This window comes from Herbaspirillum sp. GW821-FHT09A12, from assembly GCF_059418325.1.
Genome location: NZ_JBWKPR010000011.1, coordinates 19,182 through 45,104 on the forward strand (window position 1 = coordinate 19,182; position 25,923 = coordinate 45,104).

22 protein-coding genes are annotated in these 25,923 nt (G+C 63.6%); 7 read left to right on the forward strand and 15 right to left on the reverse strand.

The window, feature by feature from the left end; translation table 11 throughout:
- Positions 1 to 6: 6 nt before the first annotated feature.
- The 4 genes from AC07N6_RS19055 to AC07N6_RS19070 form a co-directional block, all read right to left on the reverse strand.
- The gene (locus tag AC07N6_RS19055) at positions 7 to 720 is read right to left on the reverse strand and encodes an ABC transporter permease (RefSeq protein ID WP_494783073.1); all 714 of its coding nucleotides are present in this window, start codon (positions 718 to 720) and stop codon (positions 7 to 9) included.
- A gap of 576 nt (positions 721 to 1,296) precedes the next feature.
- Positions 1,297 to 1,995, reverse strand: coding sequence for a DUF4197 domain-containing protein (locus tag AC07N6_RS19060; protein ID WP_494783074.1), 699 nt, complete (start codon positions 1,993 to 1,995; stop codon positions 1,297 to 1,299).
- A gap of 103 nt (positions 1,996 to 2,098) precedes the next feature.
- A complete protein-coding gene (locus AC07N6_RS19065) occupies positions 2,099 to 3,433 on the reverse strand; it encodes an MFS transporter (RefSeq protein ID WP_494783075.1) in 1,335 nt (444 codons plus the stop codon).
- Positions 3,434 to 3,625: 192 nt separating this feature from the next.
- A complete protein-coding gene (locus AC07N6_RS19070; RefSeq protein WP_494783076.1) occupies positions 3,626 to 4,450 on the reverse strand; it encodes an AraC family transcriptional regulator in 825 nt (274 codons plus the stop codon).
- Positions 4,451 to 4,551: 101 nt separating this feature from the next.
- On the opposite strand from AC07N6_RS19070, the gene AC07N6_RS19075 reads away from it, so the two are divergent.
- Both AC07N6_RS19075 and AC07N6_RS19080 read left to right on the forward strand, forming a co-directional pair.
- On the forward strand, positions 4,552 to 5,466 hold the full coding sequence (locus AC07N6_RS19075) for a DMT family transporter (protein ID WP_494783077.1): 915 nt from the start codon (positions 4,552 to 4,554) through the stop codon (positions 5,464 to 5,466).
- A gap of 156 nt (positions 5,467 to 5,622) precedes the next feature.
- Positions 5,623 to 6,027 carry an NINE protein gene (locus tag AC07N6_RS19080; protein WP_494783078.1) on the forward strand — a complete coding sequence of 135 codons (405 nt, stop codon included), beginning with the start codon at positions 5,623 to 5,625 and terminating at the stop codon, positions 6,025 to 6,027.
- Positions 6,028 to 6,273: 246 nt separating this feature from the next.
- On the opposite strand, the gene AC07N6_RS19085 is transcribed toward AC07N6_RS19080, so the two are convergent.
- The 9 genes from AC07N6_RS19085 to AC07N6_RS19125 form a co-directional block, all read right to left on the reverse strand.
- Positions 6,274 to 7,245, reverse strand: coding sequence for a DNA ligase (locus AC07N6_RS19085; RefSeq protein ID WP_494783079.1), 972 nt, complete (start codon positions 7,243 to 7,245; stop codon positions 6,274 to 6,276).
- An 83-nt stretch (positions 7,246 to 7,328) separates the two neighbouring features.
- The gene (gene paeA / locus AC07N6_RS19090) at positions 7,329 to 8,666 is read right to left on the reverse strand and encodes a polyamine export protein PaeA (protein WP_494783080.1); all 1,338 of its coding nucleotides are present in this window, start codon (positions 8,664 to 8,666) and stop codon (positions 7,329 to 7,331) included.
- 162 nt (positions 8,667 to 8,828) lie between these two features.
- Complete coding sequence (locus tag AC07N6_RS19095; protein WP_494783196.1) at positions 8,829 to 10,364, reverse strand: sulfite reductase subunit alpha; 1,536 nt, start codon at positions 10,362 to 10,364, stop codon at positions 8,829 to 8,831.
- 97 nt (positions 10,365 to 10,461) lie between these two features.
- Positions 10,462 to 11,475 (reverse strand): FAD:protein FMN transferase, encoded by a 1,014-nt coding sequence (locus AC07N6_RS19100; protein WP_494783081.1) that lies wholly within the window; start codon positions 11,473 to 11,475, stop codon positions 10,462 to 10,464.
- A 112-nt stretch (positions 11,476 to 11,587) separates the two neighbouring features.
- The gene (locus AC07N6_RS19105) at positions 11,588 to 12,418 is read right to left on the reverse strand and encodes a DUF4198 domain-containing protein (RefSeq protein ID WP_494783082.1); all 831 of its coding nucleotides are present in this window, start codon (positions 12,416 to 12,418) and stop codon (positions 11,588 to 11,590) included.
- A 90-nt stretch (positions 12,419 to 12,508) separates the two neighbouring features.
- Positions 12,509 to 13,069, reverse strand: coding sequence for a DUF2271 domain-containing protein (locus tag AC07N6_RS19110; RefSeq protein WP_494783083.1), 561 nt, complete (start codon positions 13,067 to 13,069; stop codon positions 12,509 to 12,511).
- A gap of 89 nt (positions 13,070 to 13,158) precedes the next feature.
- On the reverse strand, positions 13,159 to 13,833 hold the full coding sequence (locus AC07N6_RS19115; protein ID WP_494783084.1) for a PepSY-associated TM helix domain-containing protein: 675 nt from the start codon (positions 13,831 to 13,833) through the stop codon (positions 13,159 to 13,161).
- Positions 13,834 to 13,957: 124 nt separating this feature from the next.
- Entirely contained in the window at positions 13,958 to 14,938 is a 981-nt protein-coding gene (locus AC07N6_RS19120) for an alpha/beta hydrolase (RefSeq protein ID WP_494783085.1), read from the reverse strand.
- Positions 14,938 to 17,025, reverse strand: coding sequence for a TonB-dependent receptor domain-containing protein (locus AC07N6_RS19125; RefSeq protein WP_494783086.1), 2,088 nt, complete (start codon positions 17,023 to 17,025; stop codon positions 14,938 to 14,940). The genes AC07N6_RS19120 and AC07N6_RS19125 overlap by 1 nt, the downstream gene beginning before the upstream one ends.
- Before the next feature lie 239 nt (positions 17,026 to 17,264).
- On the opposite strand from AC07N6_RS19125, the gene AC07N6_RS19130 reads away from it, so the two are divergent.
- The 3 genes from AC07N6_RS19130 (at position 17,265) to AC07N6_RS19140 (ending at position 20,892) form a co-directional block, all read left to right on the forward strand.
- Positions 17,265 to 18,038, forward strand: coding sequence for a response regulator (locus AC07N6_RS19130; protein ID WP_494783087.1), 774 nt, complete (start codon positions 17,265 to 17,267; stop codon positions 18,036 to 18,038).
- Entirely contained in the window at positions 18,035 to 19,363 is a 1,329-nt protein-coding gene (locus AC07N6_RS19135) for an ATP-binding protein (protein WP_494783088.1), read from the forward strand. Before AC07N6_RS19130 ends, AC07N6_RS19135 begins: the two co-directional genes overlap by 4 nt.
- Positions 19,364 to 19,449: 86 nt before the next feature.
- Complete coding sequence (locus AC07N6_RS19140; protein WP_494783089.1) at positions 19,450 to 20,892, forward strand: aminotransferase-like domain-containing protein; 1,443 nt, start codon at positions 19,450 to 19,452, stop codon at positions 20,890 to 20,892.
- Positions 20,893 to 21,022: 130 nt separating this feature from the next.
- On the opposite strand, the gene AC07N6_RS19145 is transcribed toward AC07N6_RS19140, so the two are convergent.
- Complete coding sequence (locus tag AC07N6_RS19145) at positions 21,023 to 21,259, reverse strand: helix-turn-helix domain-containing protein (RefSeq protein WP_494783090.1); 237 nt, start codon at positions 21,257 to 21,259, stop codon at positions 21,023 to 21,025.
- 5 nt (positions 21,260 to 21,264) lie between these two features.
- Positions 21,265 to 23,589 carry an FdhF/YdeP family oxidoreductase gene (locus tag AC07N6_RS19150; protein WP_494783091.1) on the reverse strand — a complete coding sequence of 775 codons (2,325 nt, stop codon included), beginning with the start codon at positions 23,587 to 23,589 and terminating at the stop codon, positions 21,265 to 21,267.
- Positions 23,590 to 23,989: 400 nt separating this feature from the next.
- Here AC07N6_RS19150 and AC07N6_RS19155 point away from each other — a divergent pair, with 400 nt between their 5' ends.
- Both AC07N6_RS19155 and AC07N6_RS19160 read left to right on the forward strand, forming a co-directional pair.
- Entirely contained in the window at positions 23,990 to 25,498 is a 1,509-nt protein-coding gene (locus AC07N6_RS19155) for a collagen-like triple helix repeat-containing protein (protein WP_494783092.1), read from the forward strand.
- A 74-nt stretch (positions 25,499 to 25,572) separates the two neighbouring features.
- Positions 25,573 to 25,791: a transposase gene (locus AC07N6_RS19160; RefSeq protein WP_494783093.1), complete on the forward strand. Its 219-nt coding sequence runs from the start codon at positions 25,573 to 25,575 to the stop codon at positions 25,789 to 25,791.
- The last annotated feature ends 132 nt before the right edge of the window (positions 25,792 to 25,923 follow it).

Below are 25,923 nucleotides of genomic sequence, written 5' to 3' on the forward strand. Positions count from 1 at the left end.
CCCTGATTAAGCCCGCAAGCCGCGGCGTGCAAGGTAGATGCCGGACAGCGTGGTGACCAGCGCGTCCAGCGCCAGCGCCAATACCGCGGTGGCGGCCGCGCCCAGCAGCAGTTGCCCCTGGTTGTTGAGATAGATGCCGGGGAAAATCAGCCCGCCCAGGCTTTCGCCGCCGATCAGCATCGACAGCGGCGCCGTGCCGACATTGATCGCCAGCGCGGTGCGCACGCCGCCGACGATGATGGGCAAGGCATTGGGCAGTTCGACCCGGCACAGGATCTGGTGCGGCTTCATGCCGATGCCGCGCGCCGCTTCCTTCAGGGAAGCCGGCACGTTCTTCAAGCCTTCATAGGTGTTGCGCACGATGGGCAGCAGCGATGCCAGCCACAATGCCAGGATGGTCGGCCAGTTGCCGATGCCGAAGAACGCCAGCGCCAGCGCCAGCACCGCAATCGATGGAATGGTATTGCCGATGTTGAAGAACTGGATGAACACTTCGGCGAAGCGTTGCGCCGAAGGCCGGGACAGCGCGATGCCGGCCGGGATGCCGGCGGCCAGCGCCAGCGCCATGGAACAGAACACCAGCTCCAGGTGCTTGCCGGTGTAGTAGATCAGGTCGCCCCGGTACTTGTGGATGACATCGGGGCCGATCCACCAGACCAGGCCCGCGATGACCAGCGCAAATGTTGCAGCGCCAGTAAAGACGTGACGAAGACGCGTCATGTTACCCCCTTGGTATAGCTGACACGACATGACGCCGCGACAACGGGTTTTAAGAATCGATTGTGCGTGGTTCGTTGCCCATTGGAGGGCGAATCATTTGGATACGAACCGAAAGCTGCAAGGCAGCGATGAAACCGAAGAAAGCTTCGGCGATGATGCTGACCGGACAAGAAGGATTGCCGAAGAGGCGATCCGCACTGCATGCCGGAAAATTTGACTACCCGCGGACGGGTCGGGAACTGCTAAGGGTCGTTGTTGAACAAATTATGTCACCAGGACAACCGATAGTATAAAGCAATCCCTTAATGAAGTCCAGAAATGTAGAAATGGAAAGTCATAACCCCGCGATCTTAAGCATCCCGAATAGTTCCGTGCAACAGGGAAAAAGACAGCCAACCAATACCATCGGGGGAAGCGTGCGAATTGCCGCAATCCCTTTTCCCGCCTGGCTTTCGCCCGCACGGTAACGGGCCTGAGGCCGTTAAAAAAAATCGCCTGCCTCGACATCGAAGCAAGCGATTTTCATCCATCACCCTCGCCGATCCATACATGGCCGGCGATCATGCCATCACGGACTCACTTGAGCGCACCGAACACCTTGCCGATGATCGCGCTGCCGCTGCCGACCGGATCCTGGCGGATGGCTTTTTCTTCCTCGCCGATCATCAGGAACAGCCCATCCAGCGCACGCTGCGTCACATAGCCCTCGACCGTGCTCTGGTCGCCCGACACCAGGCCGGTCTTGGCGACCTGGCCCATGGTGGCGTTATACCTGGACGAAAGGCCGTTCTTGTCGGTGATGTTTTTGACAATAGGCAGGAATTTGGTGGCCAGTTCGCCCGAGGTCTTCTGGCGGAAGAAGTCCGTCACCGAGGTGTCGCCGCCGGACAGGATGTTCTTGGCGTCCGACACCGACATCGATTTCACGGCATTGACCAGCAGCGGCTTGGCCAACGGCACCGCGGCCTCGGCGGCATGGTTCATGTCCACCACCAGGTCATCCACCTTCTGCCCCTGGCCGGTCATGCGAATGAGCGGCATGGCCTGCTCCAGCGCGCTGGGCAGCTTGATCTTGACCTTGTCGTTGTTGAGGAAACCGTTTTGCTGACCCAGCTTGGAGACGGCCACATTGGCGCCCTTCTCCAGCGCCGCCTTCAAGCCGCTGGTCGCATCCTGATTGCTGAGGTCGGACAGCGAAAAGGCGAAAGCGGCGGTGGCCGACAACAGCGACACGCCCAAGACGGCACGGCGCAGGGAAAAAGAAATCAGGGACATGGAGACCTCCGGTAAGTGACGGGACGATGCCGGCGCGTCGATGGCATCTCCGCGATCATACCGGCCTTGGGCCGCTCAAGCCAAGAGCGGTTTAACCGGCTTCTTATTTGCCGCGGGAGAGTTCAAGGCCGGCATTACGCGGCAGTTTGCCGGTGATGGGCACCGAAGCGATCGAGAACAGGCCGATCACCAGGAAGGCCGGCCAGAAGTCGGACTCGACAATGGTGGCATGGCCTTGCACGTAGTTCGACAGTTGCAGCACGATGCCGGCGATGGTCACGCCCATGCCCAGCGAAAGCTGCTGGATCACACTGGCCAGGCTGGTGACGCGGCCGGCGTCGCGGTTGTCGATGTCGGCGTAGGCGATCGAATTCAGGCAAGTGAATTGCAGCGCCGGGAAGATGCCGCCCATGAGCACGATCAGGGCGATCAGCAGGTAAGGCGTGTGGATGCTGAAAATGCCGTAGGCGGCCAGCGCGATGCCGGCGAACACCGCATTGACCATCAACGTCGTGCGAAAGCCGTAGCGGCGCAACACGGACGACGCAATCAGGCGCATGAACAGCGAACCGAATGCCGAGGCACAGGTAATGGTGCCGGCCTGGAAGGCCGTCATGCCCAGGCCTTCCTGCAGCGCCAGCGGCAGCAGGAAAGGCACCGCCCCCAGGCCGATGCGAAACAGCGAACCGCCCACCACGCTGGCATGCAGCGTAGGGATGCGCAGCAAGCGGAAGTCCAGCAGCGGATAGTCGATCTGGGTCGAATGGCGGTAGTACATGACCAGTGCGATGGCGCCGATGGCGCACATGGCGATCGGCGTGGCGCCGTCGACCAGATGGGTGCCGAACAGCGACAGGCCCAGCATGATCAGCGCCGCGCCCACCGAGGTCAGCACGAAGCCCTTCACATCCAGCGGCGCCGGGTCGTCCTCGACGAAATTCTCGATATAGCGGCCGGCCAGGTAAAGGCCGAGGAAGCAGATGGGGATATTGATCAGGAACACCCAGCGCCAGTGGAAATAGGTGGTGATGAAGCCGCCCAGCAGCGGCCCGACCACCGGCCCCAGGAGCGCCGGCAACGTCAGGTAACTGACCGCCTTGACCAACTCCGACTTGCTGACCGAACGCGCGATGATGACGCGCCCCACCGGCACCATCATGGCGCCGCCGATGCCCTGCAGGAAACGCGCCGCCACGAACGTGACCAGCGAACCCGACACCGCGCACAGGATGGAACCGGTCATGAACACCACCATGGCCGAGCGGAACACCTTGCGCGCGCCCAGCTTGTCGGCCATCCAGCCCGAGATCGGGATGAACACGCCAAGTGCGGCGACGTAAGCCGTCATCGCCAGTTTGAGGGTGATCGAATCCTGGTTGAGGTCGCGCGCGAGCGCGGGGAGCGAAGTGGCCAGAACCGTGGCGTCCATGTTTTCCATGAACAGGGCACAGCCGACAATAAGAGGGACAAGCAACGAAGGTCGCACGATTGCAGCGGATGGCTGGTGAATGAAGCGGAAGCCTTCGCTCCCGACAGCGCATCAGTTTACACCAGTTGACGTTTCCTTGCGGGAAGCACTGCCGTGCGTGGTATTTAGAACTCACTTCATCAATGGGCGTGAGATGCGTTCTTACGCATCGCCCGCGCCATTGCGGAAGAAACGGCTGGGCACGCTGCCGAAATGCTTGCGGAACATGGCGGCGAAGGCGCTCTGGCTGGTGTAGCCATGCGCCAGCGCCACATCGATCACCTTGTCGCCGCGCGCCAGTTGCTCCAGCGCGAGCAACAGCCGCGCCTGCTGGCGCCAGTGGCCGAAGCGCATGCCGGTGTCGGCCAGAAAGCGCCGATGGAACGTGCGGGTGGCGATCGACAGCCGTTGGGCCAGTTGCGCCACCGATATCGCCTGGTCCGGCTCGGCCATCAGCGCCTGGCAAATACTGCGCAGCCCCGGCTCCGCCGGCAACGGCAGATAAAGCGGCAACACCGGCACCGAGCGCAATTCCAGCACCAGCAAACGCAACAAATGCCATGCCCGCGAATCCCGGGGCAATTCAGCCCCAAGCCCGAGGCCGACCGCGGACACGATCAGCTCCCGCAATAGCGGCGGGATGTCCAGCACACAGCTTTGCTGCGGCAGGTTGGGCAATTCCGGGGTATTGATGAAGACGGTGCGCATCTTGACGTCGCCGCGCATGCGCACCAGATGCTCCACCTCCGGCTGCAGCCAGACGCCGCGTGTGGGCGGCACCACCCAACGGCCATCGGCGGTTTCCACGCACAGCACGCCTTCGATCGCGTACAGCAACTGGGCATGCGGATGGCGGTGCGGCGCGATGACATGGCCGTGCGGGTAATCGATGGCCAATGCGCCGCAGGGCGCATTGGCCGCGATCAGGTCCTGGTAATGGGAGGTATCCAAGCGGCCAAGTGTCACTTTTGAGATAAGTAAAGGCATTTTAGCACGCGAACGACTATGCAAATCCGGGCAGGATGGCATGGCGCTGGAGGGCATCCTCCATCCGCCCGACCTTCCATCCACCCATCTGCGTTCATGCCATGCCACTGACTTCCTATCTTTATCCCTTCCTCGCCATCGTGCTCTGGGCCGGTAACGTCATCGTCTCCAAGCTGGCCGCCTCGGCCATTTCGCCGGTGGCGATCACCTTTTACCGGCTGGTCCTGCTGCTGCTCCTGATGAGCCCCTTCGTCCTCAGGCCGCTGTGGAACAACCGCGCCCTGATCCGCCGGCATTGGTGGCAGCTCGCCCTGTCCGGCCTGCTGGCCATGGCCGTTTTCCAGAGCCTGTCCTACCGCGCGGCCGAAAGCACCACGGCCACCAACATGGCCATCGTGACGGCGCTGATCCCGCTCTTGACCGCCCTGCTCTCGGTCGTGGCATTGGGCGAGGCCGTCACCCTGGGCATGGCCGGCGGCGGCGCGCTGTCCTTCCTCGGCCTGCTTTATCTGGTCGGCCAGGGCGACATCTCGGCGGCGCTGCGCGGCGGCGTGCATCTCGGCGATACGCTGATGCTGCTGGCGGCGCTGTCATACGCCTTGTACGGCGTTCTGCTCAAACGCTGGAAGATGAACGTGCCGGCCTGGCAGGCGATCTACATGCAGGCCATCGCCGCGCTGGTGTTCATGCTGCCGCAATTCCTGATGCTGAAACCCGGCGCCGCCGCGCTCGATGCGCGCACGCTGCCGCTGATCGGCTACTCCGGCATCGGCTCGTCGATCCTGCTGTCCTTCCTGTGGATAGAAGGCGTCAAAAAACTCGGCCCCAGCCGCTGCAGCATCTTCATCAACCTCCTGCCCGTGCTGACCGCGCTGTTCGCCATCGCCTGGCTCGATGAAAGCATGCACCTCTACCACGCCATCGGCGGCGGCGTGAGCCTGATCGGCGTGCTGCTGACGCAAATCGTGCAAAGGCCGCTGTTGGGCGCGCGCAGGCTGCCGGCCAACCGTATCTGAAGGCTCGCCGGAAAGAAGGCAGCAGATGGCGGAAATCTTGGCGAGACATCAAACAGGTTCTAAGATAGGGCTCCGGAAGGGTGGACTACAATATGGCCGCCCTCCCGAAAAATCAGAGGCATCACACACCTCACACAACTTACATACGGAGCCCGGATGACTAACGACACCCATAGCAAAACACTAGGCTACCTGCTCTGGATCTTCGGATTCACAGGCGCGCACCGCTTCTACTACGGCAAGCCGGTGACCGGCACGATCTGGTTCTTCACCCTCGGCCTGCTCGGCATCGGCTGGATCATCGACCTGTTCCTGATCCCCTCGATGGACCGCGAAGCCGACCGCCGCTTCATCGGCGGCAACAGCAATTATTCGGTGGCCTGGCTGCTGCTGACCTTCCTCGGCATCTTCGGCGTGCACCGCATGTATATCGGCAAGTGGCTGACCGGCATCCTCTACCTGCTCACCGGCGGCGTGTTCCTGCTGGGCGTGCTGTACGATTTCTGGACCCTCAACGCACAAATCTCGGAGCGCAACTTCGGCGGCAAGGCGCCGCTCTGAGCGGCACGCAAGCCGTACACGCACCAAACCACAGATGGTTCACGCATAAAAAAAGCCCGCATCCTTTCGGATGCGGGCTCCCCACTCCATTACAACCTTACTACCGCCACCGGCTCCCCCACGAGCACAACCAATTCATGAGCAGGTGACGGTTCCCAGTATCGTCAGCGCGACCTGGCTTGAATATAAGAAAATTCTCAAAAAAATTGGACGCCTGTTGCCTGAATGGCAAAAGCCCTGTCTGCCTCAATCGCTGCGTTGCCGCAGCAGCACCGCGAAACGCGGCTTGCCGCTGGCATGCCGGCCCCGAAAGCGATAGGTGACCGTGCTGCCCAGCGGCGGCGGCGCGCGACGTTGCGCATCGGTGAGGCCGCTGCCGATATTGAAACGCATCCCATCCGCCGTCTCCACCGCCAACGCGCCGACCATGCCCTCATACTTGCCCTTGCCGGGCAGGTAGGCGACCACCCTGGCTTCGGCATCTTCCATCGACTTGAACTTGAGCAGGTCGTCAGTGCGCCCGGCCTGGTAGAACGAGGCGCCGCGATGCAGCATCAGGCCTTCGCCGCCCTGCTTTTCCACCTCGTCCAGCAAGCCCTGCAAGGCCCGATGGCTGGCCACCTTGCGCTGGCGCACCGCCACCACCCAGTCTTGCGAAATCGCCCCCGCCAGCGCCGGCAAGGCGGCCAGCCGTTGATCGAAACTTCCCGGCGCCTGCGGCAGATCGAACACCATGAAACTGATGCTGCGCCACGCCTGCTCATCCGGCACTTGCCGGCGCACCGTGGAGACGGTCTGCTCGAACCGCCCGCGCCCGCCCCACAACTCGCCGTCCATCGCGCGCTGCGGCCAACCGCGCGTAAACCATGCCGGCGCCTGGATCACCTCGCCGCCGCGCGTGAGCAAGCTGCGGCCATCCCAATAGGCGCGAATGCCGTCGTATTTCTCGCTCACCCAGAAATCGGCCAGCGGCACGCCCTCGCGATACACATTGGCCAGCATCAGGGGCGGCTTGCCCGCGGCCTGTACCGGCGTTGCCTGCGCCAGCCATCCTCCCGGCAGCGCCAGCGCCGGCAGCAGGCGCAATGCCGTGCGCCGCTTCGGCCTGTGCCGCGGCCCCAGGCCGGGCGACAGCCTGGAGTACGCCTTGGCGATCCGGCTCGCAAAGGCGGCAAAAAGAATCGAATGAAGAGAGAGGATGCGACGGCGGATATCCATGCGGGTTCCTGTTCTTTCCCGCCCGCAGGCGTCCCGCTGCAATGCGGCACGCGCGCCCCGTCATGTTGGTGTCGACCGGATGGTCAGAGATCGCCGGCAGCTTCCTTGCTGCTCTGCGGCTCGCCCTTTTCTTGTTTGAAGCGAGTGACCAGCAACTGGTTGATTTTGTTTCCTTCGATATCGACCGCCTCGAACTTGAAATCGGAAAAAAGCACAAAGTCGGTTTTTTTCGGGATCTTGCGCAGCATGTACATGATGAAACCGGCCAACGTCTCGTAGCCGACCGGGTTCGGATACTCTTCGATGTCCAGCTCGTTCATCACGTCGTTCAAGGGCGTCAAGCCATCCATCAACCATGAGTTCTCGTCGCGCCGCACGATTTGCTGCTCCTCTTCCGGCATGGACAGCAAATTGCCCATCAACACGTTAGTGACATCGGTAATGCTGATGATGCCCACCACCAGCGCGTATTCGTTGACCACGATGGCCAGGTCCTCGTCCATCGCCTTCATGCGCTCGAGCACCTCCCACAGGTTCAGACTGTCGGGAATCGACAAGGGGCTATGCACCAGCCCTTTGTCTGCCAACGAAAAGCGTTCGCCCTTGAGCAAGCGCTTCAAGACATCCTTGCTGTCGATGTAGCCCAACACGGCGTCGATGTTGCCGTCGCATACCAGGAAACGCGAATGCGGGTGATCGATGATCTTTTGCTGGATGGTTTCCTCGCTATCGTTCAACAGGAAGTAGACGATACTCTCGCGCGGCGTCATGGCCGACGGCACGTAACGGCTCTCCAGCTCAAACACGTTTTCGATCAAGTGATGCTCCTGCGTGAGCAGCACGCCGGCCTGGGCGCCGGCATTGACCATCGCATGGATCTCGCCGGGCGTGATCACCTCCTGGCGCACCTGCGGCAAGCCGAACAGCGTGAAGATCCATTTCGACAGGTTGTTGAAAAACCATACCAGTGGCCTGAACAGGGTTTCCAGCAACAGCATCGGCTTGACCAGCACGACGGCCGCGCGTTCCGGCGCCACCATCGCCAGCCGCTTGGGCATCAGGTCGGCGAACAGGATGAAGAAGGCGGTCACCGCCAGGAAGGACATGGTGAAACTGATATTGTCCACCCAGGGGCCTTGATAGAAGGCTTCGACAATCAGGCGCATGTGCGGCGTCAATGCCGGCTCGCCGATCACGCCGCCGAGGATGGCGACGGCATTGAGCCCGATCTGCACCACGGTGAAAAAATTGCCCGGCTGCGCCTGCAGCGCCAGCACGCGGTCGGCATTGGCATCGCCCTCCTTGGACATCATCTCCAGGCGAATCTTGCGGGAAGCGGCAATGGAGATCTCGGCGCAAGAGAGGAAGGCGCTGATCACCACCAGGAGAAGGATCAGCAGAAAGCTGGTGAATATGCTCATTTTGTTCTTCTCTCTTTGATTTGACGCCCCATTTTCTCGCGCAACGGGCAGAAAACGCAAATCATCGAAAAAGAATAGCCCACAACACCGGCCAGAGGATCGGGAAAACCGCACACCGGATGCGCCGGCCGCCGGCCTCGGAACCTGTTCACGAACAGGCTCTCAGTACACGTCGCGCCGGTAGCGCCCTTGCTCGGCCAGCGCGATCAGCGCCTCTTCGCCGAGGATGTCCTGCAAGGCGGCCGCGACGCCCGCCGCCATCCCCTGCAGGCTGCCGCAGACATAGATGTACGCGCCCTGCCCGACCCACTGGCGCAGCGCATCGGCCGACTGGCGCAGCCGATCCTGCACATAGACGCGCTCGGCCTGGTCGCGCGAGAACGCCAGGTCCAGGCGTTCCAGTATCCCCTGCGCCTGCCAGGCTTCGATCTCGTCGCGATGGAAGAAGTCGGTAGCGCGCGAACGTTCGCCGAACACCAGCCAGTTGCGCCGATGCCCGGCCGCCGCCCGCGCGCGCAAGTGGGCGCGCAAACCGGCCAGCCCGGTGCCGTTGCCGACCAGGACCAGCGGGCTGGCGTCGGGCGGCGCGTGAAAACCGCTGTTGCCGCGCACGCGCAGCGCAATCTCCTGCCCTTCCAGCGCATGCAAGGTCAGCCAGCCGGAGCCGATGCCGGGACGGCCATCGGCCTGCGCCATGCGGCGCACCAGCAGATCCAGCGTGCCGTCTTGCGGCAAGGAGGCGATGGAATATTCCCGATGCGGCAAGGGCTTCAACTGCGCCAGCACTTGCTCTGACGCCAGGCCGCGCAAGGCATCGATGGCCGCCGCTTCCTGCGGCAGCATCCGGCCCGCCAGCTCCCGTGCCAGCGGCTCACCTGCCAACGACAGCGTCCGCATGAAACGATGCACTTCCTCATCGCCGTTGCGCGGGCCGATCTCGGCGATATCGCCGGCCTGCCATTGCGGCGCCGGCAAGTCCAGCGGCGTCAGCGACAAGTGAAACGCCGGCCCGCCCGCACTGCCCGGATTCAACAGGCGGCGCTGCGCCAGGCGCCAGCGGCCGTAACGTGGCGCGCTCCAGTCGGCATCGTCGGTATGGCCGGACAGCACGCCAAGCTGGTGCTGCCAATGGCGCAACGCGCCTTCGTCGCCATTGTCGACCTCGACCGTATCGAACAACGGCCGGGCGTGACGGCGGCGCAGCCATGCCTCCAGCGCATGGCCGAAGGCGCAGTAGCGCGCATAGCTGCGATCACCCAATGCCAGCACGCCAAACTCCAGGCCAGCCAACGATGCATCTGCTGCCGCGTCAGCCATGCGGCGCGCGAACCCCGCGGCGCCGTCAGGCGCGTCGCCCTCGCCGGTGGTGCTGGCGATGAACAGCGCCTGGCGCGCCGCCTGCAAATCCTGTTCCGTGAGCCGGCCCAGCGGCAGCACACGCACCGCCATGTCGCCCTTGCGCAGGCTTTGCGCAGACTGCAACGCCAGTTGCTCGGCAAAGCCGGTCTGGCTGGCGAAGACCACCAATACCGTCCCTGCGGCGGCGCCCGGATCGGTGCGGTCGCCATCGGCCGCCCACCATTTTTCCTGCTCGCGCCGCGTACGCTTGTACTTCAATACGGTCAGCGTGCAAAACACCAGATACGCCAGCGCGATCAACGCCGCCAGCAACCAGCGGCCCTGCATGCTGTCGGTCATGTGCGCGCGCCAAGCGCCCCAGCCGGCCAGCACGGCCGCGGCGCAGGAAGCGACCAGTTGCGTGGAAGTCGATGCCGTCAGCTTGCCCATCGCGCCCTCAATCCATCATGGCGGCAAAAGCCGGCGTCATGCTTTCGTCGAAACCGGACGCGGCGCCGCCGATGAACAGCGCCGCGATATTGCGTTCGCGCGCGAAGGCCATGCCCTCTTCCACGCCCAGCACGGTGAGCGCCGTCGCCAATGCATCGGCCACCATGCATTGCGGATGCAGCACCGTGACCGATGCCAGGTCATGCCGCACAGGACGGCCGCTGCGCGGATCGATGGTGTGCGCATAGCGCCGGCCATCGCGTTCGAAATAGCGCCGGTAGTCGCCCGAGGTGGCGATCGCCAGCCCGTGCAGCGCCACCAGCAGGCCTTGCGCCGCCGTATCCTGCGGCGGCCGTTCCAGCGCCACCCACCAGGGCTGGCCATCCGCCTTCACCCCGAAGCCGGAAAGCTCGCCTCCCACTTCGGCCAGCCAGCTCACGCAACCGGCTGCGCGCAACGCCTGCGCCACCAGGTCGACCGCATAGCCCTTGGCGATGCCGGAGAAATCCAGATAGGCCCCGCCCGGCTGCAGCGCGCTGCGCGTGGAACGGTCCAGCGCGATGCGTTGCCAGCCGCAGCGCGCGCGGGCCGCCTGCAGCGCATCCTCGGCCGGCACTTCGTGAAACGGCGCAGCGCGCTCGCTCTCCGGCCCGAAACCCCACGCATTCACCAGCGGCCCGATGGTCGGGTCGAAAGCGCCGCCGCTGTCGGCCGCCATCGTCAACGCGGCATCAAGCACGGTATGGAAAGCGTCCGGCAAACTGTGCCAACTGCCGGCCGGCGCGCGATTGAAGCGCGACAGGCTGGAATCATCCTCCCAGGTGCTCATCTCGCGGATCACCCGCTCCAGTTGCGCCTGCACGGCGGCCGCGATCGATTCACGCGCCACGCCCTTGGGCGCCAGCGCCTGCACATTCCAGGAAGTCCCCATGGCGGCGCCGGACAGGCGATGTTCGACGACGCCCGGCGGCAATACCGGCGGCTCGTCCAGGTCAAGCGGAATCAGTACACGGTTGGACATCGGCTGACAAACCCAATGCAAGGGGGAAACGCTTGCCGCGCCTCCCCGAAAACAAAAACGGCACCCGCATTGCGGGTGCCTGGAACGATCAGAGCTTCAAAGCCTCATGGCCTCAGGGCAGCACTTCCACGGTAGCGATGTAGCTGGCGCGGCGCTGCGCGGCCTGCGGCAGCGTGGTCTTCTGGTCGGACACGCTGGCCTGCATCCAGTACATGCCCGGGCCGCTCCACTTCACGCTGAACTTGCCCTCGCCATCGGTCTTGACCTTGCTGTCTTGCAGCTTGTCGCGGTAACGAATGCCGCCCGGCACCACTTCCACGTCGATGCCGGAAGCCGGCTTGCCATCCAGCAGCAACTGGAAGCTGGCCGTGTCGCCCGCCACCAGGTCGGTCGGATGGGTGATCGGCTGCAATTCAAGGCCGGTGCCGCTGATCGCCAGCGCGGTCTGGGTCGGCTTGCCAGCCGTTACGAAGGTTTCCACGCGGCCGTTGACCTGGGTCACTTTCAGTTCCTGCGCATTGGCCGGAATTTCCTTGGCCAGGGCTTCAGCGGCACCGCGCCAGCGCTTTTGCTGGCCGTCCACCTTGTAGCTGGCGAACACGCCGTTGTTGACCACGGCGATCTTGTAGGTGCCCGGCTGGCTCAACTGCACATCGAACGTGCTGCGATATTTGCCGGTGGCGGCATTGGCCGCCTGCACCGGCTTGCCGTCGGGACCGGTCACCGCCAGGCCCTCCAGGCGCAACGGAAAGTGTTCGAAGTAGAACAGGTCGTTGGAAACGGCGGCGTCCACCGTCACCCAGGCTTCATTGCCCGACAGCACGGTGGCCGACGGCAGCAGCCACTGGCGATGCGCATGGGCCGACAGCGGCAGGCTGATCGCCAGCGCCAAAGCGGCGACCTTCATCGAGGCGTGCACGGTGCGCTTGAGGGAAAAATTCATGTTGGCTCCTTGGTCTGGATTCTTTGATTGTGGAAATGGAAAACGGGACTCGATGCAGGACTCGATTCAGGACTCGAATCGAGGCAGAAATCAGGGCTTCAGTTCAAGCGAGACGGCCCCGAGTTCGCTGCTGCCCTGGGCCTTGGCGCTCTGGGCTGATGTCGGCGGCCACTGGAACGGCAGCTTCACCAGCTCGCGGCCGCCGACTTCGCGCGCGGCTTCCACCATCAGCACATAGTCGCCCGGCGCCAGGCTGGCCAACGGGCCTTTAGCGGAACCGAAGTTCAGTTTCTGCTCGCCGGCCGGACGCGTCGCGCCGCTGACGCCATCTACCGGCATCTGCAGGTCGCGGCCGCTGCGGCGCCACCATTGGCGGATATCCTTGAGCCACTTCTCGCCCTCCTTGTCCTTTTTCTTGAGGTCGTACCAGACCGCCAGGTTGGCGGCCACGCTCTGGTCGGCGCGCTCGACCCAGGCCGCCAGGTAAGGGCGGTGGTACTCGGCCACATTGAGCGTGGGGATCTCGATCTTCAGGCTCATGTCGGCGGCGCCGGCCGGAACCGTCGCAACGAACAGGGCTGCCATGGCCAATGCCAGGGCGGTGGGCTTGAGCAATGCGGATTTTCTTGCCGGATCTTGCTGGTGTTTCATAAGGCTGGCCTCGCTGACGGATGCAGATGAAAACGATGGAAAACGACGAATAAAAAAACAGGTGAAACCGGCCCGGCCATGCGCCGGACTCAATGGATAAACAGGATCGCCAGCAACAGCGGCGCCACCAATCCAAGCACAACCAGCGGCCAGGTAGCCGGGCGCTTGCCCGCATGCATCTGCAGCAAGAACAGGCCGGTGATGCAAAACACCAGGCATGCCACGGCGAAGATATCGATGAACCAGCTCCACGCCGTGCCGGTGTTGCGCCCCTTGTGCAAATCGTTGAAGTAGGAAATCCAGCCGCGGTCGGTTTTTTCGTATTCGACCTTGCCGTCCTCCAGCGCCACCCTCAACCAGGCATCGCCACCCGGGCGCGGCAGCGAGACATACACCTCGTCGGCCGACCATTCCGCGGCCTGCGCGCCCACCGCCACCGACAGCTGTTGCGCAATCCAGTCGCGCACCGGCGCCGGCAATCCGTCCCTGGCGCTGGCGCCCTTGCCGTCGGCGGCTTCAGCCTGCCGCCGCAAGGGCGCCAGCAGCGTCTCGGGCAATTGCGCATGGCGCTGGCTGACCTGGGGCTTGGCCTCGATCTGCGCCGCATGGTTCAACGTCAACCCGGTCGCCGCGAAGGCCAGCATCGCCACCAGGCACATGCCGGAACTGATCCAGTGCCATTGGTGCAAGTGCTTGAGCCAGAAAGCGCGGCGTTTCTGATCCGGTAGTTGCTTGGCTGCGTTGGCGTCCTTGGCTTCCTTCATGGCGCGGCGATGGCTCCCCGCCATCTCTTTCAAATAATAATAATTCTCAATTATAGCGTCGCCATTCGCCAATGGCACGCCCCTGGCCGCTCTTTTACTTTGCGATACATAGCGATACAAAGCCCTATTCCCCTGGATGGGGCGACAAGCCGGCGGCAATGCGCAAGGCCGGCTCCAGCGACGCCGGCAACATCGGCCCATGCGCCATGCCGGGGAAACTGCGCAAGCAGACCTCCAGGCCGCTCCTCCCCTGGAGGCGGGCAATCATGTCCGGCAAGGCCCGGGATGACATCCCGCCGCGCGATGCCAGCATGGACTGCGCCTGGGCATCGGCCTGGGCATCGCCCTGCGAAGCCACCTTGCGTTCGCGCCTCTCCGCTTCCCCCACCATCACCCACAGGCGGGCGCCGGGGGCGGCCCTGGCATGTTCGAAGTTCTTTTCCTCATCCAGGATCACCCCGCGCTGCCACCATAGCGATGGGCTGGCGGCAATGTAATTGCTGAACAGTTTTCCGCGGGAAAACAGCGTATGCAGCACGAACAACCCGCCGTAGGAGTGCCCCCACAAGGCCAGCCGGCCACTGTCCAACGGCGCCATGGCGCGCACGCGCGGCATGACCTGCCGCTCAAGCAGATCGAGGAATACGTCGGCCCCGCCGCCTTTGCGGCCGCGCGCGGCTTCCTCATCGGCCTGCCCCTCCGGAAATGGCGGGGTGTAGTCGTAAGCGCGCGCCCTGACATCGAAACGCAGTTCGGTGTCGTAACCGATGGCGACGATCACCGGCGGCTGCGCGGCATCCAGCGCCTGCAACTGGCGTTCGTCGATGGCTGCCATCGCGGCGTTGCCGTCGAGCAGGAAGATCGCCGGATATCCCGCTGCCGGCGCGGCGCGGCGGGGAATGCCGAGCATCACGCGGTAGCTGCGCTCGCCATCCTCCGAACGCAGACCGAAGCGCTCGAAACGATAGAAGGCCGAGCCGCTGTCGGCGATGCTCGGGCCAAGCTTTTTCGACAAGTCCGGCTGGGCCCGGGCCAGGCCGGGAAGAAAGGCGCTCAACCAGGCGGCCGCCAGCAGGCGGCGGCGCGAATGCAGGATATCTGTCATCAGAAACGCCGGGTCAGGCTCACCCACAGGCGGCGGCCATCGCCGACGGTGTTGAAGCTTTGCTCGTCCAGGCGCTTGTCGGTGATGTTGTAGATCGCCGCAGCGATGCTGGTGAGCTTGCCGATGTCATAGGTAGTGCCGATGTCGGCCAGCGCATAAGCCTTGTACTCCTTCACGCCGGACGACGAGATGGTGGTGCCGGCGGTACCCACGCGTGCCGCGGCGTTGACTTCCTTGCCGTGGTAATTGAACGCGGCCCACAGTCTCCAGGCATCCGATTGCGTCCAGTCGGCGCGGAAGTTGAACATGTGCTTGGGCGTGCGCGCCAGCGCATAGCCGTCATAGCTGCCGCCCTTCTGGCGCGAGTCGGTGTAGGTGTAGTTGGACTTCAACGCCAGGCGGCTGGTGGCTTGCCAGCGGCCGGTCAACTCCACTCCCTTGATGGTGGCGCGGTCGACGTTGTAGCTGTACCAGAGGCGGTAATTGGCGTCCTGCGACCAGCGCGCGATCGAACCGTCGGCGTTATAGACCAGGGCGTTGCTGACCTTGTCCTTGAAGTCGGTATAGAACAGCGTGGCGCCGCCGGACAGGCCGGCCTTGTTGTCCCACAGCGCACCCAGCTCGTAGCTGGTGCTGGTTTCCGGCTTCAGGTTGGGGTCGCCGATGATCACGCCGCAGGTGCCGGTGGGGCCATAGGTACATCCGGCGCCGCCGGTGGTGTAGGCATAGCCCGGCGCGATGGTGCGGATATCCGGCGCGCGGAAACCGCGCGAGATGCCGCCCTTGACGGTGAGGTTGTCGGTGGTATGCCACACGCTGTAGAGGCGCGGGCTCCAATGGTTGCCGTAGACCTCATGGTTATCCAGCCGCAGGCCGCCGGTAAGTGACCAGGCATCGGCCAGCTTCCATTCATCCTCGACGAACAAGGCCTTCTGCGTGATGCTGAAACGCTGGTCGATCCCGGTGCGCAGGCCCGGGTTCTGGTCGGTCAGCTTGCCTTCGTTCCATTGCCCGCCCAGCACCAGCCAGTGCGATCCCAGCGGCATGCTTAATTTCCCGTCCAGCACGGCATTCTCGATCTTGGGCGCGCGTGCGGCCTGAGTATAGCGATCACTGCCGACCGGGCTCTCGGTGTAGCTCTTGCGCTGCGCCTTCTCGTACGAGAACGTCACATCCGATGTCGCCCAGCCATAGCGGCCGGTATGCGACAACGAGAAATGGTCGCGCGGGTTTTCGGTATAGCTGTCGGCAGTCGCCGCGGTGGCCGCCAGCGTATGGTAAGAAGACGCGTCGCGGCGCACCTGGGTGGTGCCGGCTTCCAGCAGGATGTCGTGATCCTTGTTGGGCCTGAGCGCCAGGCGCGCGGTGAAGTCGGTATCGAGCGCCTTGGTGTTGCCGTTGAGGATGCGGTCTTCCTGGCGCTTGTAGACCTTACCCCACAATTGCAGGCCCAGCACGTCGGCGGCGATCGGGCCGTTCAGGTAGAACTGGCCCTGGTAGGAATCGCCGGAGTCGCCATGCTGTTGCAGCGTGGTGTCGAACGTCAGCGCGCCGCCCCACTTGTCGGCGATCTTCTTGGTGATGATGTTGATCACGCCGCCCATGGCGTCGGAACCGTACAGGGAAGACATCGGGCCGCGCACTACTTCGATGCGCTCGATGGCTTCCAGCGGCGGGATGTAGGACTGCTCGAAACCGGAGTTGCCGTTGGTGCGCGCGTCGCGCGTGCTCTGGCGCTTGCCGTCCACCAGGATCAGGGTATAGGCGCCGGGCAGGCCGCGGATGAAAATATCCTTCTCGGTCGCGGTGCCGGTGACGGTCACGCCTTCCACATCGGACAGCGCATCGGTCAGGTCGCGGAATTGCTTCTTCTTCAATTGCTCCTGCGTGATCACGGTAATGCTGGCCGGCGCGTCGACCACTTCCTGTTCGAAGCCGGTGGCGGTCACCACCACTTCCTTGAGCCCCGACGCCGCCGACGCCGATTGCGCCTGGGCCGCGCCCCCTGTCATCGCCAGCATCGCCAGCGCCGCAGCGACAGCCAGCGCCGCACGGGTCGGCATGAATTCCTGTTTCGATTGTTGCATGGTGCTGTTCCCCATCATATTGGTTGCCCTCCCCTCGCAAAACGCAGGCGCAAGCGATCCCCTGCCGGGAAAGTCCCCGCAAAGCCACACCGGCGCTGGATTGTGATCAGGTTGGAGTTTTATTGCATTTGCAAATGAGAATTATATTCATTTAAAATCAGAAAAAGTTTGTCAACATGTGGCAACCCCGCCGCCGCCCCACCCACCAGCCTCCCGATGCAATCCGAGAAGGGCAACATATGGAATATCCCCCCATTGCCGATCGCCACATCCTGGTGGTCGACGACCACCTCGACATCTGCGAACCGCTGGCCGCCTACCTGCGCCGCCAGGGCATGCTGGTGAGCATGGCGTTCAACGCCGCCCAGGCGCGCCGCCTGCTGCGCCGGCAAGCGTTCGACCTGGCGGTGCTGGACGTGATGATGCCGGGCGAAGACGGCCTTTCGCTGTGTCGCCACATCGGCGAGCAATACGGCACCCCGGTGATCCTGCTGACGGCGATGTCGTCCAGCGCGGACAAGGTCAATGGCCTTGAAACCGGGGCCGACGACTACATCGTCAAGCCCTTCGAACCGCAGGAGCTGGTGGCGCGCATCAAGACCGTGCTGCGCCGGATCGCGCGCAGCCTGCCCGTCGCCGTTACGGGCGATGCCCCTGAGAAAAGTGCCGGCCATGACGCCGTCCACCGCTACCTCTTCGACGAGTGGACGCTCGACCTCGAGCGCCGCGAACTGCGCGGCCGCGACGGCGTCGCCACGGTTCTTTCCAGCGTCGAATACCGCCTGCTGTGCGCTCTGGTGACCCATCCCAATACCGTGCTCTCGCGCGACCGGCTGCTGGACCTGACCGCCGGCGCCGATGCGCAGGCATTCGACCGCAGCATCGACAGCCAGGTCAGCCGCCTGCGCAAGAAGCTCGAACCCGATCCGCGCCGCCCCAGCCTGCTCAAGACCGTATGGGGCAACGGCTACCTGTTCGCCGCGCAGGTCCGCGCCGAACCCGCCCTCCCATGAGGCTGTGGCCGCGCACCATGGCCGGCCAGTTGATCGGCCTGCTGCTGCTCGGGCTGGTGGCCGCGCACGCCATCGGCCTGTCGGTGGTGCTCACCAATGGCGAAACCATCCACTCCATCTCGCGCGACCAGATGGTCGCGCATGCCGCCATGGCATGGCGGCTGGGCGCCTTGCCGCAAGCGCGCCAGGCGCTGGAGGCCATACGCGACGGCAATGCGGATTACGCGCTGGACAAGACCGCCGCCATCGACGCAGGCAGCCAGCAAGGCTACGACCAGGATGCCATCAGGGAAAAACTGCAAACCCTGCTGGGCCTGCAAGCGCGCGATGTCCGCGTGAGCCTGGTGCGCCACAGCGCGCGCCAGGGCGACCTGCGCATCGCCATGCGCACGCCGGACGGGCAATGGATCAACAGCTTGCAGCATCCCGTGATGTCGCAGGCATGGATGCGGCCGCTGCGCTTTTCGGTGCCGGTCAGCACGCTGCCGGTGCTGGTGATCGTGTTCCTGTTCGTGCGCCGCATCCTGCGTCCGATCAAGGCGCTGGCGCATGCCGCCGAACGCGTCAGCCGCGGCGAGCAGCTCGGCCCGCTGCCGGTCAGCGGGCCGTCGGAAGCACGCGAAGTCACCACTGCCTTCAACCTCATGCAAGAACGCCTGACCCGCTTCATCGAAGACCGTACCCGCCTGCTGGCCGCCATCAGCCACGACCTGCGCACGCCGATCACCTCGCTGCGCCTGCGCGCCGAGATGGTGGACGATCCGCAATTGCGGACGGCCATGATCCGTACCCTGGAAGAAATGCGCGTGATGGTGGAAGAAACGGTGCGCTTCGCGCGCGACGATGCCGGCAATGAAGACACCCGCGAAATCGACCTGCGCGCGCTGCTGCGCGATGTGGTGGAAGACCAGTTGGCCCAGGGCCGCGACGTGCAGTTGCGCGGCGACGCCGCGGACGCGCTGCCCTACCGCTGCCGCCCGGTGAGCTTCAAGCGCGCCATCGGCAACCTGGTGGACAATGCGGTGCGCTACGGCCAGCGCGCCCGGCTGGCCGTATCCCCGGCAGCCGGCGGCTCCCTGCGGATCCATATCGACGACGACGGCCCCGGCATCGCCGCCGACCAGTTGCCGGAAGTATTCAAGCCCTTCGTCCGCCTGGATGCCGCACGCAACCGCAATGCCGGCAAGGATGGCGGCAGCGTCGGCTTGGGATTGGCGATTGCACGCTCATGCGTCGAGGCGCACGGCGGGCGGCTGGAACTGGAAAATCGCGGCGGCGCGGAGCGGCCTGCCGGCCTGCGCGCGGTGATCAGCCTGCCGGCCTGAGGCGGCCATCGTCGCCATGGCCCGCGCCTTGTAAAATACAGGCCGACAGTCCTGACACTTAACCTCGGTCCCAAGCCCGCCCTGCCATGGCCGCCATCCCCCTGTACCAGCAATTCGCCGACCAGTTGGCGGTTTCCATCCACGACGGCGTGCTGCGCCCGGGCGAGCGCATCGCCTCGGTGCGCATCGCCAGCCAGCAGCACAAGGTCAGCGTGACCACCGTGGTGCGCGCCTACGAATTGCTGGAAAGCCGCGGCATCATCGAAAGCCATCCGCAATCCGGCTACTTCGTGCGCGAGCAGGCGCCGGCGGGCGACAAGCCGGCCGCCAGGCGCAGCGCGCGCCAGGACAATCCGGCCTACCAGCAGTCCACCGAGGTCGACGTCAGCCGGCTGGTGCTGGCCACCCTGAAGACCATCCAGCAAGACGGCACCGTACCGCTGGGTTCGCCCTACCCCAATCCGGCGCTGTTTCCCTCGCAACGGGTGGCCCAGTACGCCGGCAGGATCACGCGCAGCGCCAGCCACTCCAGCGTGTTCGACGACCTGCCGCCGGGCCACCCCGACCTGCTGCGGCAGATCGCGCGGCGCTACCTGGAAAACGGCCTGAAGGTCGATCCCGAGGAAATCGTGGTGACGGTCGGCGCCACCGAAGCCATCAATCTGTGCCTGCAGGCAGTGGCGCGTCCTGGCGACACCGTCGCGGTGGAGACGCCGACCTTCTACGCCATGCTGCACGCGATCGAACGCCTGGGCATGCGGGCCCTGGAGATCCCGACCGATCCCCGGCGCGGCATCGATGTCGATGCGCTGGAGCACATCATGAGAACGCAGCCGGTGGCGGCCTGCATGGTGATGCCCAACTTCCAGAACCCGCTGGGCTTCCTGATGCCCGACGGCGAGAAGGAAAGACTGGTGCGGCTGGCCGAACGGCGCCAGATGCCGCTGATCGAAAACGCCGTCTACAGCGAGCTGTACTACGGCAATGCCCACCCCTCTTCGCTGAAGAACTACGACCGCGCAGGCCTGGTGCTGCACTGTTCCTCGTTTTCCAAAAGCCTGACCTCGGCTTACCGTATCGGCTGGGCCATGCCCGGTCGCTATCGCGAGCAGGTGGAAAAACTCAAGTTCCTCAACACGCTGACCACGCCCACCGTCCCGCAACGGGCCATCGCGCAATACCTGACCCAGGGTGGCTACGAGCGCCACCTGCGCCGGGTGCGCCGCGCCTTCGCCCAGCAGCGCGACCTGATGCGCCATTTCGTGCTGCGCTTCTTCCCCGACGGCACGCAAGTGTCGGAACCGGAAGGCGGCTATGTGCTATGGGTGGAATTGCCGGCGGGGGTGGATGCGATGGAACTGTACCGGCGCTGCCTGACGCTGGGGATCACGGTGGCGCCGGGACGCATCTTCGCGGCGACCAACCGCTACAGCCATTTCATCCGGCTCAACTACAGCTATCCGTGGTCGCGCGAGATCGAGCAGGCCTTGAAGCTGGTGGGGAAACTGGTGGAGGAACTGGCCGCCTGAGAAACACGGAACGCCTTCGATACGGCGCTGGCGCGCCTACTCAGTCCGAACGGTGGATGTCGTACTGAAGATAAGAATAGCCGTTCGGACTGAGTAGGCGCATCGCGCCGTATCGAAGACACGCCGACAATCAGGCGCCGGGCAGCAACAACTGCACGCTCCCCGTGCCGTCTTCATTCAACTCCACCCGGACCACGCCCGCCTCTTCCAACGCGGAGAGAAAACGCCGCAGCGTGCTCATGCGCAACTGCGTGCGCTTGGACAGCCGCGCCAGCGACAACGGCACGCCGCCGTTGCGCTCATGGTCGGCTTGCAGCTCGCCGAGGATGGCCAGCACTTCCGGCGGCAAGGCATCTTCGGCGTCCATGGCGATCAGGCCGCGGCCGGCTGCAGCACCGAGCGCGACAACAGCACCGGAATGGATTTGGAAGTCGGCGTGCGGGCGCGGTCGGCAAAACTTTCCAGCGGCACCAGCGGGTTGGTTTCCGGGTAGTAGCTGCCGATGCAGCCGCGCGGGATATCGTACTCGACCAGCAGGAAGCCATCGGCACGGCGTTCCACGCCGTCGTCCCACACGCTCACCATGTCGACCCACTCGCCGTTCTTCAGGCCCAGCATCTGCAAATCCTCGGGATGGATGAACACCACCCGGCGCTGGCCGAACACGCCGCGGTAGCGGTCGTCCATGCCGTAGATGGTGGTGTTGTACTGGTCGTGCGAACGCGTGGTCATCAGCGTCATCAGCTTGTCGCCGTGGATCTTGCGGGCGCGGTGGATCGGCGTGTCCTTGGGGATCGCATGGACGATGAAGTTGGCGCGGCCGGTATCGGTCTTCCAGACGCGCTCGCGCGAAGCCACGCCCAGGTGGAAACCGCCCGGATGGGCGATGCGCTCGTTGTAGCCCTTGAAGGCGTCATACACCTTTTCAATGGCGTCGCGGATGCGCGAGTAATCCTCGGCGTACCACAGCCAGTCGATCTTCTTGCCGTTGTGGCGCGACTTCATGGTGGCTTCGGCCATGTGGGCCACGATCGCGGTCTCCGACATCAGGTCCGGCGAGGCCGGCTTGTTGATGCCGTAAGAGACGTGCACCATGCTCATCGAGTCTTCCACCGTCACGCCTTGCGGGCCGGACTTCTGCACGTCGATCTCGGTGCGGCCCATGGTCGGCAGGATCAGGGCATCCTTGCCATGCACCAGGTGGCTGCGGTTGAGCTTGGTGGTGATGTGCACGGTCAGGTTGCATGAGCGCATCGCCTCGAAGGTGCGGTAGGTGTCGGGCGTGGCCATGGCGAAGTTGCCGCCCAGGCCGATGAAGACCTTGGTGCGGCCTTCCAGCATGGCCATGACCGAACCCACGGTATCGTTGCCGTGATGGCGCGGCGCCTTGAATTCAAAGACCTGTTCCAAACGGTCGAGGAAGGCCGCGGTCGGCTTTTCGTCGATGCCCACGGTGCGGTCGCCCTGCACGTTGGAGTGGCCGCGCACCGGGCACAGGCCGGCGCCGGGACGGCCGATATTCCCGCGCAGCATCATCATGTTCGACAGCAGCTGGATCGCGCCCACCGCATGCTTGTGCTGGGTCAGGCCCATGCCCCAGGTGGCGATCACGGCCTTGCCCTTGACGTACACCTGCGACAGCTTCTCGATGTCTTCGCGCGAGACGCCGGACTCTGCCACGATCTCGCTCCAGCTTTCGGCCCGCACGTCGGCGGCAAACGCTTCAAAGCCGGCGGTATGTTCTTCGATGAACCTGACGTCCAGCACGCGCTCGCCCCCGGCGGCCAGGGCTTCGTCGTCCAGTTCGATGGTGCGCTTGATGACGCCCTTGATCAGCGCCAGGTCGCCGCCCAGTTTGGGATGGATGAACATGGAACTGATCCGGGTGCTGCCCAGCGTGAGCATCTCGACCTTGCTTTGGGGGTCGGCAAAGCGCTCCAGGCCGCGCTCCTTCAAGGGGTTGATGGCGACGATGGTGGCGCCGCGCTTGGACGCGTGGCGCAGCTCGCCCATCATGCGCGGATGGTTGGTGGCCGGGTTCTGGCCGAACAGCAGCAGCGTGTCGCACAGGTCGAAGTCGTCCAGCAGCACCGTGCCCTTGCCAATGCCGACCGTGCCCGGCAGGCCGACGCTGGTCGGCTCGTGGCACATGTTGGAACAGTCGGGGAAATTGTTGGTGCCGTACTGGCGCACGAACAGCTGGAACAGGAACGCCGCCTCGTTGCTGGCGCGGCCGGAGACGTAGAAATCGGCCATGTCCGGATCGGGCAAGGCGTTGAGGTGCTTGCCGATCAGCGCGAACGCGCCCTGCCAGTCGATCTTGCGGTATTTGTCGGTGGCCGCGTCGTACACCATCGGATGGGTCAGGCGGCCGTGCTCTTCCAGCTCATAGTCGGACTGTTGCATCAGTTCGGCCACGGTGTGCTGCTCGAAGAACTCGGCGGTGACGCGCTTCTTGGTGGCTTCGGCCGCCACCGCCTTGACGCCGTTTTCGCAGAATTCGAAGGTGGACGTGTGTTCGCGGTCCGGCCAGGCGCAACCGGGGCAGTCGAAACCGTCAGGCTGGTTCTGCGACAACAGGGTGCGAATGCCCTTGCCGTCGGCCACGTGTTCCTTGACCAGGTTCAGCGCCACATACTTCAGCGCGCCCCAACCGCCAGCGGGTTGGTTGTACTGCTCGATTCTCGGTTTAGCCATGATCTCGGTGCGAACGGATTGATTCCAGGATTCATCAGTCTAGGACAGGCGTCCGCGCGGCTGCATGTACAGTCGCGACAGCGGGAACAGAGTACAGTGCGGCCAAATCCGGACTACCTTCGGCTCGGACAAACCATCGGCAACTCACACCTTATCCGAAACATTTTGTTCCCGACGTAACGTTACAAAGAACACGTAACGACATCTTCCATGCACATCAAAAAATTTTTAATCCGACCAAAAATAAATAGTAAGTCATTGATTTAAATAGAAAAAATCACTCTCCCGAAAATACTGAAGCAGATCAGGAGCCGGTCATTTTCTCATGGCACGCACTTTGCCATTTTAGATATGCCGAGTCTTCACATCTGAGTTTGAATTCGAACAAAGGGGAGTGAACATGAACATCTTAAATCAACGCATTTGGGGCGCTGCGGCTCTTGCCTTCATGCTGGCGCTGAGTGGTTGCGCCAGCGGCAGCGGCTCCACCGGCACCAGTTTGGGCAGTGGCAGTGGCAGTGGCAGCGGCAGTGATGGCGGCAGCGGCGGTGGAAGTGATGGCGGCGGAAGTGATGGCGGTGGCGGCACCACTCCGACAGTGACCCCAACCGGAACCGTCTCCGGCAGCGTCGGCAACATCGTCACCGCAACAGGAAATGCCGTCTCCGGGGTCGGCACAACCGTCGGCTCGCTCAATTTGCCGATCGTGCCGCAGCAAACGCAAACCGATTTGTCCAATGTCGTCGCCAATACCGGCAGCATCGTTTCCGCTCTCGGCAATGGCATCAGCAGCGGTCTTGGGCAAATGGGCATCGTTGACAATCCGGTCGGCGTGACCGTGGCGAGTACCGGCAATGTGCTTGACCAGACCGGCAAAACCGTACAAGGCGCAGGACAGCTGGTGACCAATCTGGGCAGCGGCCCATTGTCCGCGCTGGCGCCGGTGACCGCGCCCCTGGGCGGCCTTGTGACTCAAACCGGTAAAACGGTATCGGGTCTGGCAACACCGGTGACCCAGCTATTGACGACCGGCCCGGTCGAACAGATTACGCAAACACTGAGCAACGTGATCGTTCCGATTACCAGCAAGGTGACCACGCTCACCCAAACGGTCGGGACCAAAACCGGCCTGGGCCAACCCGTGCAGAATTTGCTGACGAATCTGGGCGGAACGGTGAGTAATCTCGGCGGCACAGTGACCAACAGCGATGTGCCAATCGTGAATAACCTGGGCGGCATCGTCACCTCGGCCGGCAATACCGTCGACGCGGCCGGCATCTTGCTGCAACCTGTCGGCGGCACAACGCCAAACAACAATATTATCGGCGGCTTGCTTGGCGGCCTGGGCAATCTGGGTGGCACCGGCACGGGTGGCACAGGCAATTTACTTTCCCCCGTGACCAATACGCTGGCGTCTCTCACCGGCGGCTTGGGTAACTTGGGTGGCATTGGCGGCACCGATAAACTGCTTGCGCCGGTCACCATCACGCTCGGCACGCTGGTCGGCGGCGGACTGGGCACAATCGGCGGCGGCACAGGCAATCCGCTCGCCCCCGTCACCAATACGGTCGTAGCCCTGACCAACGGCCTTGGCCTGAACGGACTCGCCGGCGGCACCAGCACAGGCCTGTTGTCGCCTGTCACCAATACCATCGGCACGCTGGTCGGCGGCGGACTCGGTACGGTCCCCGGCGGCACCGGCACAACCAATTTGCTGGCGCCCGTCACCAATACGCTGACCGTACTGACCGGCGCCCTCTCCGGCAATACCGTCACGACTACCGTTGCGGTGGCGCCGGTCGTCACAACCGCGCCCGTGACCAGCGGCGCCGGCGCCACAGGCAACACCAACAACATCCTGGCCCCGGTCACCAACCTGCTGGGCAACTTGCTCGGGGCTAAAAAATAATCACGACAGCATGCGCGCCGACTTTGATGCCAACAACAAACGGCGCGCATTCCTATCCATCAAGGGGAAACAATATGTCGCTCAAACAATACACATTGGAAGAAATTTTCAGCAAGTTGCAACAGATCGAAATCTTTGTCGCCACCGGCGACCTTGTTCAGGATGCCTGCCAGGAAGCCGGCGTTTCAAAGCAAAGTTATTACCGTTGGAAAAAGAAATTTGGCGTCCCAAGGATCTTCTCATCACGAAGCGCTCCCCATTCCATCGACATGCTGTTCGAAAAAAACAATTAATTACGCGCTGTCGTCAATACGGGGAAAAACCGTGAGTGCGCTCGCTTAGCCGAGCGTTATCCCGACATGCGTTTGCGTGTTTGCAACAGAATATTCACAAAAATATTTGACGTTGGTCAAAATTAAACTAAT